Genomic DNA, 16,584 nt, shown 5'->3' on the forward strand with positions numbered 1-16,584 from the left:
TGGGTTAACAATCTATTCATTCATTGTTAACGACGTATTATTTTTGAGGTGCCCAGCCATGGCTTTTCGTAACTTTTCAACCTTTGGGAGAGATACACTCCGGATATAAGGCTGATCAGGATTCAGGGCGAAATAATTCTGGTGGTAGTTTTCAGCTGGGTAAAACACCGTGAGGGGCGTTACCTCCGTAACAACAGGGTTAGCATAATGCTTCGACTCGTTGGTACGTTTGATAGCCGCCTGAATTTCCGCTTTTTCTTCGGGTGTACGGTAAAAGGCTACTGACCGATAATCGCGCCCGACGTCGGGTCCCTGACGGTTCAACGTCGTGGGATCATGACCGGCAAAAAAAGCGTCCAGCAATTGCGAATAGCTAATGACTTTCGGGTCGTAGTAGACCTGCACCGATTCAGCATGACCCGTCCGATCCGTGCCCACTTGCTCATAGGTTGGATTTTTAACTGTACCACCCGCATAGCCTGAAATCACCTCCCGAACGCCTTTCAATTGGTTCATACCTTCTTCCAGAGCCCAGAAACAGCCTCCGGCAAACGTAGCAACGGCTTCGCCGGGTTTTACAGCGGGAAGTTTGGCGGGAGCATAATCTTTCGATTGCCCCTGTGCGCAGCCTGCCAGTAGCAGCAGACTCATCATCATTATGTGTATTCGTTTCATTCGTTTTGTCAAGAGTATTTCGTTCGTATATAAACGTTTAAAAAGCGTTTGCGGTTTCCCAGAATATGAGGAATAAAGGAGAATGGAGACACGCGAAAATTACCTGTAATTAATTTCTTTCCTCCCGCTCTTCCCTTTTTCTCCCTCCTCCCTTCTTATGAAACTTCAATTTGAAAAGATAGAGCCCGAAGCAGGAAGTTCCTTTCGGGTTATTCACCATACCGAGGTCGATTCCTGCGGGGTATACTGGCATTATCATCCCGAGTACGAGATTGTTTATATCCCATCGGGTGAGGGGCAGCGACGTATTGGGACCAACGTATCACGCTACGAAGCCGGTGAACTGGTGTTTATTGGCCCAAATCTGCCGCATCTTAATTACAGCTATGGTAAACAGGGCGATTATGAAGAAATTGTGGTACAGATGCGCGAGGATTTTATGGGGGAACCGTTTTTACAAAAGCCGGAATTAAAAACGGTCTGGCGCCTGTTTGAGCGAGCCCACACAGGATTGACTTTTGGCGATGCTACCAAACAAAAAGTCGGGCCACTATTAGCTCGACTCTCCACACAGACGTCATTTGAGCGCTTTTTGACTTTATTACGTGTGCTTCAACAACTGGCCGATGCGTATGATGTTAGTCCACTTCATAATGACGGTGTTCGCTTTGGTCTGAATCCGAAAGAGCAGGAACGTATCAACCGAATTTGCCAGTACGTTGAGCAGCATTTCGCCGATCCGGTAGACATTCACGCTGTTGCCGACCTGGCCAGCATGACGGTTCCGGCGTTTTGTCGATATTTCAAGCGCATGACCCGGCAAACCTACACCGACTTTGTGAATGAATATCGCGTCAATCAGGCCAGACGGTTGCTGCACTCTGCCCGAACGGTCGCAGATGTAGGTTTTGCCGTGGGATTCAATAACCTGTCTCATTTCAATAAGACATTCCGAAGCGTAACGGGGCAGACGCCCAGCACGTACCGAAAAGCGTTAGCAGGATAGGAATTACATAGTCAACGAGAACCTTCCCGTGTATCGATAAATTCCGCTACGTATCTACTCGCTGAAAACCAAAAATCCCCGTAATTGCTACGAGGATTTTTCATTCAGGATAGAATCGGAATCTACGGCATCAAAACTGTATCTATTACGTGAATCACGCCGTTCGACTGATTCACATCGGGGATAGTGACCGTGGCCGTACCACCTTTAGCATCGGTCAATTCGATTTTCTTACCTTTCTGCATGGCTGTCAACGTGCCACCGGCGACTGTTTTCAGCGTGGCTTTACCACCACCGTCTGTTATGGCTTTCATTAGATCGGCAGCGCTCATTTTACCCGACACTACGTGGTAGGTCAGAATCCCCGTGAGCGTTTGTTTGTTTTCGGGTTTCACGAGCGTTTCAACTGTTCCTTTTGGCAGTTTATCAAAGGCTTTGTTCGTAGGAGCGAATACTGTGAAAGGACCCGGTCCCGAGAGTGTTTCAACCAGGCCAGCGGCTTTTACAGCTGCAACCAACGTAGTGTGGTCTTTGGAATTGACAGCATTCTCAACGATATTCTTCGATGGATACATCGGAGCACCCCCGACAGTAACGGTCTTTTCCTGGGCAAACGAAACCTGACTTAAAGCCAGTAACGTAGTTATAGCAAATGCAAATTTGAGCGTCTTCATGTTGTTGTCTTTTTGGATTCGTGAAACTGTGTACTGAATGATTACTAGTGTTAGTCGACAACAGAAAGACTTACGCGGTAGCTGTGGTATTTGGATTTATTTTTATTGAAATTAATTTGTAAGTGCTTGATCAGTAGTAATTTCAATAGATATTTCTTTGGAGAAATTACTTAAGAATTCCTGTAGAACGGAGTGCCCATTTACAACCTAGGGAAGGTAATTTTTCAGAAAGTTATAGAGAAGAGGATAAAGAAAACAGTGACATTACCGTTGGCCTATACCTGTAGTAATGCGAATTATGGCTGTACGGTTTATTGGTAAAATTATCCTTAACAATTAAGTTGATATGACGTACTGAAGGGGGTTAGAATAGTGAGAACGTGTCTTTTTAGACACTAAACTAATGAGGTTGTGATTGTATCTCTTCAGAAGCAGATTGAATAGAACGACCGTCTGGAAATTTATAAGTACGCGTAAAAATGTCCGGTTGAATACCGCGCATTTTTCCACCCTGTTCAATAATAATACCGCCGTTTTTGAACTTTTGAGGGCTTACTGCCGGTCCTTCAAATGTAAACTCGCCGGGTATATAAATTGCCTGATTTATATCACGATCATCACGCTTTTTAAAGCCGTATACGTCCTCTTTATTTTCCCGCTTTTCTGTGGTTTGATCGGTAGAAACGGAAGTCATTTTTTTCTTGACGAATGCGCGCGTCGAATTGTACATGTCGTCCAGCTTCAGGTCTTCCTGCGCAAAGGTCATGATCTGCTTTAGTTCGTTTAGCGTAAGCTCATCCAGGTTTGCCCCTATTTTCTCAATTTCCTCATAAAGTTTTTCCGCCTGCTCCTGGGTAACTTCGTTGATGATGATTACATCGTTCCCATCTCCGGCGGCTGCCTGCCAGGTTTCATCTTTAGCATTATAAAAAATTATGCCTCGATCACCGATTGGCTTGCCCTGATAATCGACTATTGACTGGCCCGCATTGGGATGATCTTTGGGATAAACCAGTAATTCTCCATCCTGCTTAAAAGCTGGTACTGGAATGATAAACTTTTGGGCATTTGAGATAACCGGTGTACTATATCCGGGGCCAGTTTTTAGATCAGATGAAACGATTTTTCGGATTTCCATAGGAGTGAGTGATACAGAATCAGTCTGTTGGCTTTTTAACTGGCTGAAGTGAGGCTTCTTTTTCGCACATGCCATAAGGATAGTTACTACTAAGAATACGTTTTTTATACCCAATTGTTAACCGAACGTAGCGATAAGCCAATGGCTATAGAGACGGTAGTCTTTCTCAATAACTCCTTTTTAGTAGAAGTTGTCTTCAATTTTTCAACAGGATTTTAACTGCTGCAGACGTACTATTCGGATTGTTATTTATTCATCGGTATCTGATCTCTATTTAAGATTGAATAGCTTCGCTCCGTTCTACAAGATTGGATTGATCAAAAGTCCATACGTATTGGAACGACTTACTTATAGCTCTCTTACATAACCATGTCTATTCAGCAAAAACTCGAAAAAACGGGTCCACGCAAATTATTAGCCCTTGACGGAGGTGGTATCCGGGGCACTATCACAATTGAAATTCTGGCCAAGATCGAAAGCCTGTTACAGAAGGATTTGGATCGTGATGATACGTTCGTTTTGGCTGATTATTTCGACTACATAGCTGGAACCAGTACAGGAGCCATCATTGCGACCTGTCTGTCATTAGGCATGCGAGTCGATGCTATCCGGAAATTTTATCAGGAAAGCGGCTCCGCCATGTTCGACAAGGCTAGTTTGCTGAAACGATTTCGGTATACCTATGAAAAAGAGAAATTAACGGATAAACTGAAGGAAGTCATTGGAAAAGATACCACTCTGGGCGACGGAAAGCTGAAAACGCTGTTGCTGTTGGTTATGCGGAATGCCACAACAGATTCGCCCTGGCCAGTTTCTAACAATCCAAAGGCAAAATACAATGCAATGACTCGGAGTGATAGCAATCTTAAATTTCCTCTGTGGCAACTGGTCCGTGCCAGCACAGCCGCTCCGACCTATTTCCCACCCGAAAGCATTCAGGTTGGCGCGAACAACTTCATTTTCGTCGACGGTGGCGTAACGATGTATAACAATCCTGCCTTTCAGCTTTTCCTGATGGCCACGGTCGAACCGTATGCTCTGCAATGGCCTACGGGTGAGGATAACATGTTGATCGTATCGGTTGGGACCGGGTCGGCCGCTAATGCCAATGCTAATTTAGCGCCTGATGAAATGAACTTGATCTATAACGCTACGTCTATTCCGTCGGCGTTGATGTATGCGGCTTCCAATGAGCAGGACTTTTTATGCCGGGTGTTTGGGAAATGCCTGCACGGTGATGAACTTGACCAGGAAGTAGGCAACATGTGTGACGTAAAGGGCCCAACCGACAAAAAATTATTCTCCTACGTACGTTATAACGCCAATTTATCCCGGCGCGGTCTGGACGATTTGGGATTACTCCAGGTCGAACCGGAGCATGTCCAGAAAATGGACTCGGTTGATTATATCAATGAATTACAGGAAGTAGGAAAAGCAGTAGCAGAACAAAAAGTAGAGAAAACGCATTTTGCGAATTTTCTATCGTGACCTTATGCTGAATTTACCTGGTAAAATAAAAGAAACCCGTTGTTTTGCGGGTTTCTTTTGAAAAATTAACTCGTTATAAACGAGAGACTTATTCTGAAGGCTTGGGTAGCTTTCAGCGGCAACCAAACTAGTAACGCCAGCGCGTTCAAGGCTAATTTTCTGGCGGAGGCAAATGGTCTAAGAGTTGTTTGGCTAGTTCTCTTATTCGATTTAATCGCTCTGACGTAAAGGCGTTTGGCCACCACGTAACGTATCGCTCTAGTTGCCGGGCAGTCGATTCTTTAGCGAAGGCATACCCTGACGCATTCAGCTCATCTAAATAATCCCCGGCTTTTTCAACGGCCTTTTTTGTCGCCAGTTCATTCGCCGATGCGATGAAGGGCTTTAGCAAATACAGTTCAGCCAAACTACCAAGCGCCCAGATACGATTCTCGCCGGTAGTTTGTTGTAAGTCATTTTCTGCCGCAAACTTAGTGGCCGACCAACGCTCAAATTCATCCTCAAGGGTTTCTGCAAGGACGGCTGCTAGCGATAGATACTGTACGCCAGTCCAGTGGTTCGTAAGCAGTAGGTCATGGCCCTGCTGGTAATAATTTCTGGCTTTCTGTAAGGCGTCTTTCGACTGTAGAAACAGTTCACCCTTAGAGTCTTCAGAATTAAGAGTCTGTCTGTAACGATGTTCGGATAGGCGTTTATAAGCACTGCCCAATAGCCCATAATGTTCAGCCATACGGACTGCATTATAGGCGATACTTTTATTCTGGTCGAGGAGATTTTCTAGTTTAGTAATGGCACCGTTAAGCCGCTCTTCCACCAGGTTATAAGTAGTATTCTCTGGATTTACAGTCTCCAGCAGGTAGTCGGACCAGCTATTGGCGACTTTCAGGAGATTAAAAGCTGCTTTGAGTTGTACGTCTTTAAGCTGTTGGTCAAAATCGTCAGGGAACCGGGCATAGGCTATTAAACTCGCCCAATCGTGAATGTCTGGCTGGACTACAGCCTCTCGGGAAAAATAAAGTGCCATACGTGGGTCTTCACCCTGTAAAAGCCTCGGATAGAAGTCTTCAACCAATCGAATCGACCCTGTTTTTGACAGGGGAAACTGAGAAGCTAGTACGTAAGGTACGCCCGACTGGTGTAACACCTGCGCTAAACTGCCTCCGGGTACTAAATTGGTGCCTTCGTTACCAGAATCGCAGGCGGCAATTGTGACCACAGCCGGAAAGTTCGTGTGGTTACCTTGATTCAATAGTAGGGCTGCTGCCAACCTGTCTCCATCTACAGCATCAGTCTTTCGATCTGAAAAATCATTTCGTTTTTTATCCAGATGTAAAGCCAGCGCGAATCGCGGTCCCGTATCCGGGTCATCGATGGGCGTACCATGAGCCAGAATATGGACGTGCGTGTATGGAAAGTTCTGATTGACAGCCTCTTGAATAGCCGCCTGAAGTTTAGATAAACTGGCTTCGGGTAATTCGGTCAGCAGTGGACTATAATCGGCTTCCGGTTCAGGGTTATTTTTATCAGGGCAAACCCAGGGTAAAATGGCGGATTTTAGTCTCTCTAAATGTTCGCTGGCCGGAACTGTATTTTCGGGGGCCGCCCACACAAACAGAATTCGGGCTTTAGCTGGCCATGTGTATTTTTTCGGCGTTACCTGACGGACCTCCCGTGTAATTGTCGTAAAACGTTCTGCGTTTAGGAGCGATGAGCTATTGCTGGCATCCTGAAAATTCTTTGGTGTAAGAACAAGTTCGAAGGGGAGCATCGTCAACTCAAGGGGCGTCATAACCAGACGCAGATGAAGCCATCCTTTAATTTGACGAAATTCTGCTTCCTGTAAAGCCGGTATATCGTCAAATATTCTCGTGATAATAGCCTGAAGTTCACTCCTTGCCTGTTGAATAGACATATCGCCATTCCGGGCATTATAACGGAGGAGTCGGAGGTACCGATTGAATGAAAACTGCTCTAGTTTTATCTGGAAGTCAGCAGGGGGATTATCTCCACATAAAGCCAGATAGGTAAGGCTCGGCGATAGGTTCTGGTTATACGGTGTACCCGTCCGCAGTAACTCAACGGCAACAGAGCTACTGCCAGTCGGGTACACCGGCTGGCTTTGATCAGTCATGGTACGTACCGTTAAATATCGTCGGCTAAGCTTTTCTCGTTAAGATTTTCAGGCTCTACGTTATCATTTTCTTCTGCTCCCAGAAAACTTACGTTTCCACCGATCAGGCTTAACTTAAACAGGCCGAGCGCGATAACACCCGTTTTGCCACTGATATTCAAGCCAAGTTCTTTCGTCGTTTTCAAACTAAAGCTGGCTGACGCGTTGCCAATGTTAAATTGTGGTAATGCGCTCCCTGAGCCACCTATCGTGACGTCTGTGTCACCCGTAACAGTAGACAGAATTAACGGGTTTTGCGCTACGTAGACCTGAAAAACAACCTTGTAGACCCTACGCCAGGCATCAACCTTCTTCAATTGTTGAGCCACCTGGTTGACATTTTCAATAACCGATACGTTAATGATAGGCGCTTTAACCAGGAAAGACTTATCGTTCTGAAACTTGTACGTGATGTTCGCTTTTATGTCGCTCTCCGGGCTCACAGTGACCTCAGCGCCTGCACTGGTATCAACAACAATGGTATTATCTGAGACGAAACTCAGTGTGGCATCTTCTCCAGTTCCCTCGGTAAACGAAACATTAAACTCGTCTTTGATATTTCCCAATTTTTGGAATACACCATCCGAGATCAGCCCGTAATCACCGAGTTTGTAAGGCGTAGTAACAGGTACCCAGGCTGCGTGAACATTAAGTTGTCGCTCGATAATGGTTTCGAATTGTGCTGCAAGACCCATGAATAGTTTTGGTTAAAGGTTGAATTGATTTAAGCGTGGTAATAATACTGTTTAATGAGTCTTAGCGGCAGTAAATCAGAAGTTATTGACTAAGCGGTATTAGCCAACGTATCATTGAACAGGCCTCCGTAACTTCTGGATAAAGACTGACAATACCGTACCGTTGGCAAATCGGCCAAATAATCTTGTAAAAACAGACCGCCGGGTATCTGCCCGGCGGTACTGACCTTTAGAAGGTGACGAGCGTGGAGATGGATAGAATGGACAAGACAAAGTTGGCTTATGAAAATGAAGCTGGGTAGGGGTAATTGACGTGATTTTGGGATGGGAGAAGGACGGTCCTAAGACGGGGAAAATACGGTATTTATAACAATTTTTTAAGTTTATACTTTTGGTAGTCAAGATATTAGGTATCGGGTATGTTGTTGCTGATTATCCTGATGTTGTTCTAAATAATTGTTCTACCTAAGTTTCCTTTCTAATCATGAACTATTTACTGCCATGACACAATCAGATTTAGAATTTGCTGCGGAAACGTTGCTATCATTGCTTAAAAACGATAGAGAGCCTTTTTTTGACCTTTCTAAAGAGGACTTAGCTCGGGTGAAAAATGGATTACAAGAAAGCCTAGTAATTTCAAAAGATTTGGCTTTATTTGAAGGGTTAGCACCAGAGCCAGGCACTGGCACTTTTATAGATTTATTACCTGATGGAAAGCAAAGGGCTGACGGCTATAGATCATTTTTAGCTAATCTGAGTAATCTAGGTATGATTGGTGGTTTGAAGAATTTTTTAACATTCACTAAATTTCGTATTAATGCTGATCACATTCGGACTTTGGTAAATGATACACTTGATTCTTCTGGAAATAAGGCCACTTATTTGCTGATCCATCCTGGTCTAAAGCCTGACGGAAAATATACATTAGTACTAGCTGCTGGGGATCGGCAGGCCAAAACAATTAAAGTGGGTGCTAATCCTCAAGTATTGGATGAAATTAATCCATGTAATCCATGTGACAGGTTAGAACAATAGTTATTCACTATGCCTTGGTATCGCATCGTTCACTTTACAATTATGGCCCTGGCTATGCTGGCTGGGGCTGTACGTTTTCGGAAGTTAGCTATAAGCAGCCGTTGGATTTTCGCCCTGTTGATTATTACTGTTTTTAACGAAGGGGTGTCTTACTACTTAATTAAGACAATCAATAGTAATTTTATTACTTCTTACTTTTTTATTCCAATTCAGTATATATTGATTAGCAAGATATTTTACGTAGAGCTTTCAAGATTTCATATAAGTATTCAAGCAAGTATAGTCATATTAATTGTTGTAGCTTTAATAATTACATGGCAGAATATACATGAATTAATAACCATTTATCCAAGTTTACTACGTACCTTAAGTAATATATTTATTATCATATTGTGCTTGATATGGTTGCGTGAATTATTAAACTTTGATCAAATGCATCCCTTCACTGATTTTCCTTTGTTTTGGGTAAGTACTGGGTTCTTGTTATTTTCAATAGTTACGATGTTTAATTTCAGCGCTTTTAACTTTATAAACAATCGCGGACGACATTTCATGTTGCTTTTTCAGTACGTCCGTATTGGAGCTAATTTTACCCTCTACATTTTTTTATTAATAGCATTGTTGAGTAAACAAAGATCATTAGCATAAAATGATATGGGAAGCGTAACACAGGAAATCATTGTTTCTTTTGTGGCTTTTACGATCGTTCTGTTTCTATTGATCCTATTTATAATCATTTTCTCTTTCCTCTTCCAACGACGTCAGGCTCAATTTCGTCAGGAGCGTGAAGTTATGCGTGAAACATACCAGCGCGAACTCCTTCAGTCCCAAATCGAAACACAGAACCAAACCCTCGAATACGTTGGACAAGAGTTGCACGACAATATAGGGCAAATGCTTTCGGTGGCCATATTACAGCTGAATGGTCTCGATGACGATTTGACCGAGTCGTCGCATCAAGTGGCTGTGCGCCGAATGATTCAGACCATTGACAGTACGATACAAGCCGTGAGGCAATTGGCCAAGACGCTTGATAGTGGCACGGTTCGGCGGTTTGGTTTGCGTGAAAGCCTGTCGCTTGAATTAGAGCGTATTGGCCAGACCCGACGCTTTCAGACGCAGCTAGACGTGCAGGGGAAGTCCTACGAGCTGAGTGATGAGTCCGAAATTATTTTGTTCCGAATGGCTCAGGAATCACTCAATAACGCAATTAAGCATGCTCGTGCGAAAATACTCACCGTTACGATCGATTATCAACCCGATAAGTTTATTCTAACCATTGCTGACGATGGCAAAGGCTTTGACTTAACGGAGGCTACCAGTCGACAGGCCGGTGCATCCGGGTCAGGTGTTAACAATTTGTATCAGCGTGCCAAATTGCTGGGCGGAACGTGTGCCATCAATGCGCAACCCAATTCAGGTACATGTATAGAAATTAAGATACCTAATAAGCAAACCTGAAAAATAAAATCCTCATAAACTGATTTAAAAAAAATACTTGACTAACAGTATTGATAAAGGAGAGCTAACTAGTTAATTTACAGCCTGTAAAAGGCTATCCTCTCCTCTAATGTTCACATCCGTTGCTATTGTTGATGATCATGTCCTTCTGGCACAGGCTTTGTCTGATCTGGTTCAAAAATATGAAGGTTATAACGTGCTGTTCGTAGCAGAAAACGGGCTCGAATTAGTGACGCATTTAAAGCGTAAACAGATTCCGGATTTAATTGTCCTGGATTTGAACATGCCAGAAATGGATGGCTTTGAAGTTGCTCAGTACATTCAACGGAATCACCCTGACGTAAAAATAATTGCTCTTTCCATGTTTGACAAGGAGGAGCAAGTAGCCCGCATGGTTCGACTGGGTGTTCGGGGCTACTTGTTGAAAGGGTGTCGACCATCGGAGTTTAAATTGGCACTGGATGACGTCAGTAAGAAAGGCTTTCATTATTCCGAGTTCCTGACTAATAAACTGATTCGTAATCTGAAGCCTGGCGAATCGACATCCGATATAGCGATACCTCAGTTGAACGAGCGCGAAATCAAATTTCTTCAACTAGCCAGAAGCGAATTAACCTATGTCGCCATTGCCGATATCATGTGTCTCTCTCCACGAACGATTGATGGGTATCGCGAAGTACTTTTCCAGAAATTGAACGTGAAAAGCCGTACCGGTATGGTGCTTGAAGCCTTACGTTTAGGACTGATCAAACTACACGATTGACTAAACGGCTGCTATCTTTGTCGAAAATATGGACAAATGCAGCTGTTTCTTCACCCGGTTGATCTTCGCTTAACCCATACGTTTACCATTGCTCACGATAGCCGCGATGTGCAGCCGACGCTTATTGTCGAATTGCGGGATGGTGAGTATCGGGGTTTCGGTGAGGCTACAGCAACTCGGTATTATGGAATCACGATCGAGGGCATGATGGATTCGCTCGAAGCCATTCGACTACGTATCGAAGGCTATGATCTCACTGATCCCGAACTGTTTTGGGCTGATATGCAACCGCATCTGGCGAACAACCCGTTTGCGCTCTGTGCGCTCGACCAGGCTGCCTGGGATTTATGGGCTAAACGACAGGAACAACCGCTTTACAAGCTCTGGAATCTTGACCCGGCCGACAGCCCCTTCACCGATTATACCATTGGACTGGATACGCCCGAACGGATGGTCGAAAAGATGCAGGAACGTCCCTGGCCGCTCTATAAAATAAAACTAGGTCGTCCGGATGAAGACATTCATCTGGTTCAGACGCTACGTCAGTATACAGATGCTGTGTTTCGGGTCGATGCCAACTGTGGCTGGACAGCAACGGAGACAATTACTAAATCAAAGGTATTGGCCCAATTAGGTGTCGAATTTATTGAACAGCCACTTCCTGCCGACGATTGGGAAAGTACTAAACATGTATACGAACAATCGGCCTTACCCATTATTGCCGACGAAAGTTGCATCGTTGAAGCTGATGTAGACAGGTGTGCAGGGTATTTTCATGGCGTCAATATCAAATTGACAAAATGCGGTGGACTTACGCCCGCCCGGCGTATGATCGCTCGTGCTCGTGAGTTGGGTCTACAGGTCATGGTGGGTTGCATGACGGAGTCCAGCGTCGGTATTTCAGCCATCGCCCAATTGCTTCCGTTGCTTGATTACGCCGACTTAGATGGAGCGATGCTCATTGCCAACGATCCGGCAACGGGTGTTACGTTCGACTATGGTAAAGTTATTTATGCTACCGAGAACGGTACTGGAGCCGAATTGTCGATATGAACGAACGAGGGAATCAAGACCATCGGCCAGTGCGAACGAATGAAATTTTCGAGATCAATCACCTGCCGAATCGAACGGTAAAGCACGATGGAAAGGAATACCTTTTCTTTAGTGGAACGGCTTATCTCGGTTTGCCACAGCATCCGGCTTTTCAGCAATTAATGACGGAAGCTATTGGTCAATATGGCACCGTTTTCGGCAGTTCGCGAAATGGGAATCTACGGCTTAGTATTTATGAAGAGTCTGAAGCAAAACTGGCTACTAGCGTTGGAGCGCCAACTGCGCTGACGCTTTCGTCGGGCATGATGGCGGGGCAGGTTATTGTCAACTGGCTTCGCAGTCAAAACGCTACGTTCATTTACGGTCCAAATGCACATCCGGCTTTGTGGCACCAACCAGTTGTTACGTTGCCGAAGCTTTCCTTCGCGGACTGGTCGGCGCAGATAACCAATCAGGTACGTAGTGTATCGACAACCGGCGATAAACCGGGACCGGTTGCGATCCTGGTCAATTCGATCGAGGCTGTCCGCTCCGAATACTACAACTTCGACTGGGTAAATGATTTGCCCGATGAATTACCCATTACACTTATTGTCGACGATTCGCATGGCCTTGGTATATTGAATGAAGGACGGGGTATTTGGCCGCAGATTACCTGTAAGCCGAATCGCGCTGGCGGACCGATCCGATTGCTGGTTACGGCTTCGCTGGCTAAGGCGATGGGAATGCCAGGTGGCGTTATTTTAGGCGATCGCGATACATTGGTGTCGGTACGTCAGACGGCTTTTTTTGGGGCCTGTTCGCCCATGCCACCCGCCTGCTTAGATGTCTATTTGAGGGCTGATGCCTTATATGCTGACGGATACGAACGACTTGCTCAGAACATAGCGCTCGCTGAAAGATTACTGCTGCCAACGGGGTTGTTTCGTCATGCAACGGGTTATCCCGTTTTCTTCACCGAGCATGACGATTTATATCCATATCTGCTTGAAAACGGCATACTCGTTTATTCCTTTGCCTATCCGACAGCCGCTGACCGAGCCAATACACGTATCGTTATCAGCGCGTTTCACGAACTCGCCGATATTGAATGCCTAGGCGAGAAAGTCAATACGTATACAGCTACGTTTCATGAGTCTGCCCGGCGTTAGTTACTACGTTGTCTCGCAGGAGATTCGGTAGAAACTGCATTTCATTATTTTCTTCCTCGGTGAGTTACTAATTGGACGTATGTTTTCTTCTATTTTTGCGTAGTCACCTCTCTAATTTACTGACTCATGAAATATCTCCTCTGCCTTTTTATCGCATTAACCTTTGTCGCCTGTAAGAAAAATGAAGAAGCTGCACCGGACGCTGGAGCAACCGTAGCCGGAACGTATCAAATGACGTTGATCGGTATAACGGATGCAACAGGATATAAAGAGATTACGGTAACTACACCGCCAACAACGGCTACGGGAGTAATAACAGCCGTTCGAACAGATGCTAATAGTGTCAATTTAACGGCCAGAGCTGCAGTGGCCACGAGTCCTACTTCGACTACGTATGCAGTTTATGAATTTAATAACCCTATACCTGTGACACTCCAGCAAAACGGGAGCAGCTATGACATGCTATATAGCGGAACCAAGATTGGCACGGCTGATGGGACAACTATTGGTATTGACATCACTCAGCCTGCCAGCGGTACTACGATAGCTAATCGGACCGTGTTAAAAGGTAAAAAATAAGCGAACTATCATAAGCAGAACAGCTCGCTTTTCGTAAAAAGCGAGCTGTTCTGCTTATGAGCGAATATTTTCACTTTAACCCTACTAAAAAAGCCAGACTACCAGGCATTTGCTCTACGGAGCGGGATGACTCGTCTTCGATAAAATAGTGCTTTACCCCCGACTTTTTTGCCTGTTTTATAATTGCCGCTACACCTACGTCGCCCTGTCCCAGCGTTACGTTCGATTCGACATCCGAATGTCCCGTATTCGAATCCGGTGTGCCGGGCTTGCGATCTTTTAGATGCATCAGCGGAAAGCGTTTCGGGTATTTCTGCAACAAAGCAACGGGGTCATAACCAGGCGCTTTTACCCAGAAAATGTCCATCTCAAAATTGACGAATTTGGGTTCCAGGTTTTCGGCTAGATAATCGAAGAATGTACCGTCCTTATACGTCTGAAATTCATACCCGTGGGTATGGTAACAGAGCGTAACGCCATTGTCGGCCAGCAACTTACCTGCCGTGTTGAAGACATCGACGGCCCGATCAGCATCAAACAGCGTAAATGCATCGCTACCGTGGGGAATCCAGAAACAGGCAACGTATTTGGCACCCAGCGCTTTGGCTTCGGCCAGTACCTTCGGTACGTTATTGTCCAGATCTTCAAAACTGGCTCCGACGCTGACGGCTTTAATATTGTTCTGATCCAGTACTTTCCGAAAGTCAGCCGCACTCAGGCCGTATGTTCCAGCAATTTCGACTTCCCGAAAACCCATCTGTTTTACCTTCGCCATCGTACCCGGAACATCTTTCGCAAACTGATTCCGAAAACTATAGAGTCCCAGACCTACGGGTGCTGCTTTCTGGGCCAACGTAGCCAGACTGGATACCAGCATTCCGACGAGAAGAAGTGTAGCGTTTGTCTTCATAATGTCAAGATTGGAAGTGGGGTGAGTTTATCGGTTGGGCGCTGATGTGTTACCTGCTGACTATGACCACAAACGACGAATGGCACGTTATCTACCCGTTTGTGTTGTGAACGTACTTTCGAAAATCTTATCGGCGTTACCGGTCTCAAATCCTTCGCGTCGATGCTGGCGGGTTACCTGATCGGCAGGCAGGTTTCGGAATTGAGGCAATATGCGCCGTTCGGCAAACTCGACGTATGACCCAGCAATACGAAATAACTCTCCACCAGCAAATTCGGCGTCGATCATCTGCGCTACCGTTGACGCTTGCCGCAAATCGCCATCTGGGCTGACTTTGATCGTCCCGCCCGCTGAATTGAGCCGTAAACCCTGACTTTCCAGAAAGGCGACGAATTCTTCGATGGTATTATAACCTGCTTTCAGATTATGCACGCTGATCGTAAAGTGATTCAGGTAATAGCGGTTGTAAATTACCCAGGCTGCGTACTCGCTTCCTTTCAGCAAAGTTTGGTAATCGGTTAGTGTCGGCGTGGTCCAGAGGGGCTGGTGCAGGAAACGATCAACGGCTTCAGCGTCATCCAGATCCAGCGCATCGACTGGGTCGCTCTTAACCGTGTCGGTATAGCGGTGAATGATACGTTGCGCTTCGTCCGACAGTTCATGGACGCGTAGTTCACTGGCAAAAATGCGGGGATAATGCGGTTCTGGGGGGCTATACCAGTAGGCCGTTAGTTTCTTCTCAATGAAGTTGTATTCATCTCGCTTCTCGTAACCATAATGCAGGAAAATCTTCTCAAACGATGCGATACCGAGGTTAGGCACGCCCATCGTCCGGAAGGCAATGTGATCATTCTCGATCTCATTCGGCGAGGTAATAATGCCTTCTGAAATCATGGTGTTGAAGACCTTCTGCACATCAGGAACGCGCTCGCTGTACCGGCGCATAAGGCCGTCCAGTACGGCATCCAGAGTTTGGGTAGGCGATGATTTTATCATACGTTCAGTTCGTTCAGGAATGTACGCTTGTCCACCGGGTGCGAGCCAGCAGTACGTCCTTGCCAGATTCAGGCTGAATAATTCGGTGGACGAACGTATCAGCGGCTTCAGAGGCTGACTGCACCTGAAGCGTATCGCCCCAGTGGCTTTCGGTCCGGTAAACTAAATCAATTTGGATTAATTCACTAGTCTGGAGGACTTCTTTATCGATTGCTTCGAGAAGCCATTGCACATACGCTACGTTGTTGACGTGCTGATTCTGATCGATGCTGAGCCAACCTACTTCTACGTCTTTTTGTTGAGTGGGCACAAACGGGTTCGTTTGAAAATCGGGCTTGGCCGATAGTTTCGGTAAGGGCTCGAGACCCGTTGGTGGATTCAACTTTTTGATAAAATCAGGTAGCGGTACCATCCCCCGTTTCTCGATACTAAAAACGAGCCATACGCTTGTAGCATCAGCCAATAAAGTTCCGGCTTCGTCTTCTACCCGAAAATCACGATAGATGAAAAATTTCTCGACAACAGTTGGATACGTAATGACTCTGATCGTTTGACTATATCGGGGGTATTGGTGCATCTGGAGTCGAAAGCGCATCAGCATCCAGCCAAATCCCTGGCGTTCTAAATCAGCGATGCCAATGCCATAATCGATAGCGTTTCGGTTTGCTGATTCCTGCATGAAATTCATCAGCGCCGGTATGCTCAATCGTCCGAAAGCGTCGCACTCGTACCCCCGCAACGTAAACGTGTCGGTTTGAATAAAAGCCATATACTAACTAATAAAAGGACT

General features: G+C 45.5%; 16 protein-coding genes. 8 read left to right on the forward strand and 8 right to left on the reverse strand.

All coding sequences use genetic code 11. The features are described from left to right. Positions 1–12: 12 nt before the first annotated feature. Positions 13–675, reverse strand: a complete 663-nt coding sequence (gene msrA / locus IC230_RS11055; protein WP_191039045.1) for a peptide-methionine (S)-S-oxide reductase MsrA — start codon at positions 673–675, stop codon at positions 13–15. Between the two features lie 157 nt (positions 676–832). Here msrA and IC230_RS11060 point away from each other — a divergent pair, with 157 nt between their 5' ends. Next, positions 833–1,681 carry an AraC family transcriptional regulator gene (locus IC230_RS11060; RefSeq protein ID WP_191039046.1) on the forward strand — a complete coding sequence of 283 codons (849 nt, stop codon included), beginning with the start codon at positions 833–835 and terminating at the stop codon, positions 1,679–1,681. 122 nt (positions 1,682–1,803) lie between these two features. On the opposite strand, the gene IC230_RS11065 is transcribed toward IC230_RS11060, so the two are convergent. Continuing rightward, the gene (locus IC230_RS11065) at positions 1,804–2,355 is read right to left on the reverse strand and encodes a fasciclin domain-containing protein (protein ID WP_191039047.1); all 552 of its coding nucleotides are present in this window, start codon (positions 2,353–2,355) and stop codon (positions 1,804–1,806) included. Positions 2,356–2,755: 400 nt separating this feature from the next. Next, entirely contained in the window at positions 2,756–3,493 is a 738-nt protein-coding gene (locus tag IC230_RS11070; RefSeq protein WP_191039048.1) for a hypothetical protein, read from the reverse strand. A gap of 369 nt (positions 3,494–3,862) precedes the next feature. On the opposite strand from IC230_RS11070, the gene IC230_RS11075 reads away from it, so the two are divergent. Next, a complete protein-coding gene (locus IC230_RS11075) occupies positions 3,863–4,981 on the forward strand; it encodes a patatin-like phospholipase family protein (protein ID WP_191039049.1) in 1,119 nt (372 codons plus the stop codon). Positions 4,982–5,132: 151 nt separating this feature from the next. Here IC230_RS11075 and IC230_RS11080 read toward each other — a convergent pair whose 3' ends face one another. Together IC230_RS11080 and IC230_RS11085 are read right to left on the reverse strand one after the other, a co-directional pair. After that, the gene (locus IC230_RS11080; RefSeq protein WP_191039050.1) at positions 5,133–7,112 is read right to left on the reverse strand and encodes a CHAT domain-containing protein; all 1,980 of its coding nucleotides are present in this window, start codon (positions 7,110–7,112) and stop codon (positions 5,133–5,135) included. A gap of 11 nt (positions 7,113–7,123) precedes the next feature. Continuing rightward, the gene (locus IC230_RS11085) at positions 7,124–7,846 is read right to left on the reverse strand and encodes a hypothetical protein (protein WP_191039051.1); all 723 of its coding nucleotides are present in this window, start codon (positions 7,844–7,846) and stop codon (positions 7,124–7,126) included. Between the two features lie 501 nt (positions 7,847–8,347). On the opposite strand from IC230_RS11085, the gene IC230_RS11090 reads away from it, so the two are divergent. The 6 genes from IC230_RS11090 (at position 8,348) to IC230_RS11115 (ending at position 13,888) form a co-directional block, all read left to right on the forward strand. After that, positions 8,348–8,881, forward strand: a complete 534-nt coding sequence (locus tag IC230_RS11090) for a hypothetical protein (protein ID WP_191039052.1) — start codon at positions 8,348–8,350, stop codon at positions 8,879–8,881. Between the two features lie 654 nt (positions 8,882–9,535). Continuing rightward, positions 9,536–10,342 carry a sensor histidine kinase gene (locus tag IC230_RS11095; RefSeq protein ID WP_191039053.1) on the forward strand — a complete coding sequence of 269 codons (807 nt, stop codon included), beginning with the start codon at positions 9,536–9,538 and terminating at the stop codon, positions 10,340–10,342. 109 nt (positions 10,343–10,451) lie between these two features. Beyond that, positions 10,452–11,105: a response regulator transcription factor gene (locus tag IC230_RS11100; RefSeq protein WP_191039054.1), complete on the forward strand. Its 654-nt coding sequence runs from the start codon at positions 10,452–10,454 to the stop codon at positions 11,103–11,105. Between the two features lie 36 nt (positions 11,106–11,141). Next, the gene (locus IC230_RS11105) at positions 11,142–12,158 is read left to right on the forward strand and encodes a dipeptide epimerase (protein WP_191039055.1); all 1,017 of its coding nucleotides are present in this window, start codon (positions 11,142–11,144) and stop codon (positions 12,156–12,158) included. A 29-nt stretch (positions 12,159–12,187) separates the two neighbouring features. Further along, positions 12,188–13,309, forward strand: coding sequence for an aminotransferase class I/II-fold pyridoxal phosphate-dependent enzyme (locus tag IC230_RS11110; protein WP_317171784.1), 1,122 nt, complete (start codon positions 12,188–12,190; stop codon positions 13,307–13,309). 126 nt (positions 13,310–13,435) lie between these two features. Beyond that, a complete protein-coding gene (locus IC230_RS11115) occupies positions 13,436–13,888 on the forward strand; it encodes a hypothetical protein (protein WP_191039057.1) in 453 nt (150 codons plus the stop codon). Positions 13,889–13,958: 70 nt separating this feature from the next. Here IC230_RS11115 and IC230_RS11120 read toward each other — a convergent pair whose 3' ends face one another. From IC230_RS11120 to IC230_RS11130, 3 genes are all read right to left on the reverse strand, one after another. Beyond that, positions 13,959–14,798, reverse strand: coding sequence for a sugar phosphate isomerase/epimerase family protein (locus tag IC230_RS11120; protein WP_191039058.1), 840 nt, complete (start codon positions 14,796–14,798; stop codon positions 13,959–13,961). Between the two features lie 87 nt (positions 14,799–14,885). Then, complete coding sequence (locus IC230_RS11125; protein ID WP_191039059.1) at positions 14,886–15,794, reverse strand: DUF1338 domain-containing protein; 909 nt, start codon at positions 15,792–15,794, stop codon at positions 14,886–14,888. Between the two features lie 13 nt (positions 15,795–15,807). Beyond that, complete coding sequence (locus IC230_RS11130; protein WP_191039060.1) at positions 15,808–16,563, reverse strand: acyl-[acyl-carrier-protein] thioesterase; 756 nt, start codon at positions 16,561–16,563, stop codon at positions 15,808–15,810. Positions 16,564–16,584: the final 21 nt, after the last annotated feature.

This window comes from Spirosoma validum, assembly GCF_014699035.1.
Classification (GTDB): domain Bacteria; phylum Bacteroidota; class Bacteroidia; order Cytophagales; family Spirosomataceae; genus Spirosoma; species Spirosoma validum.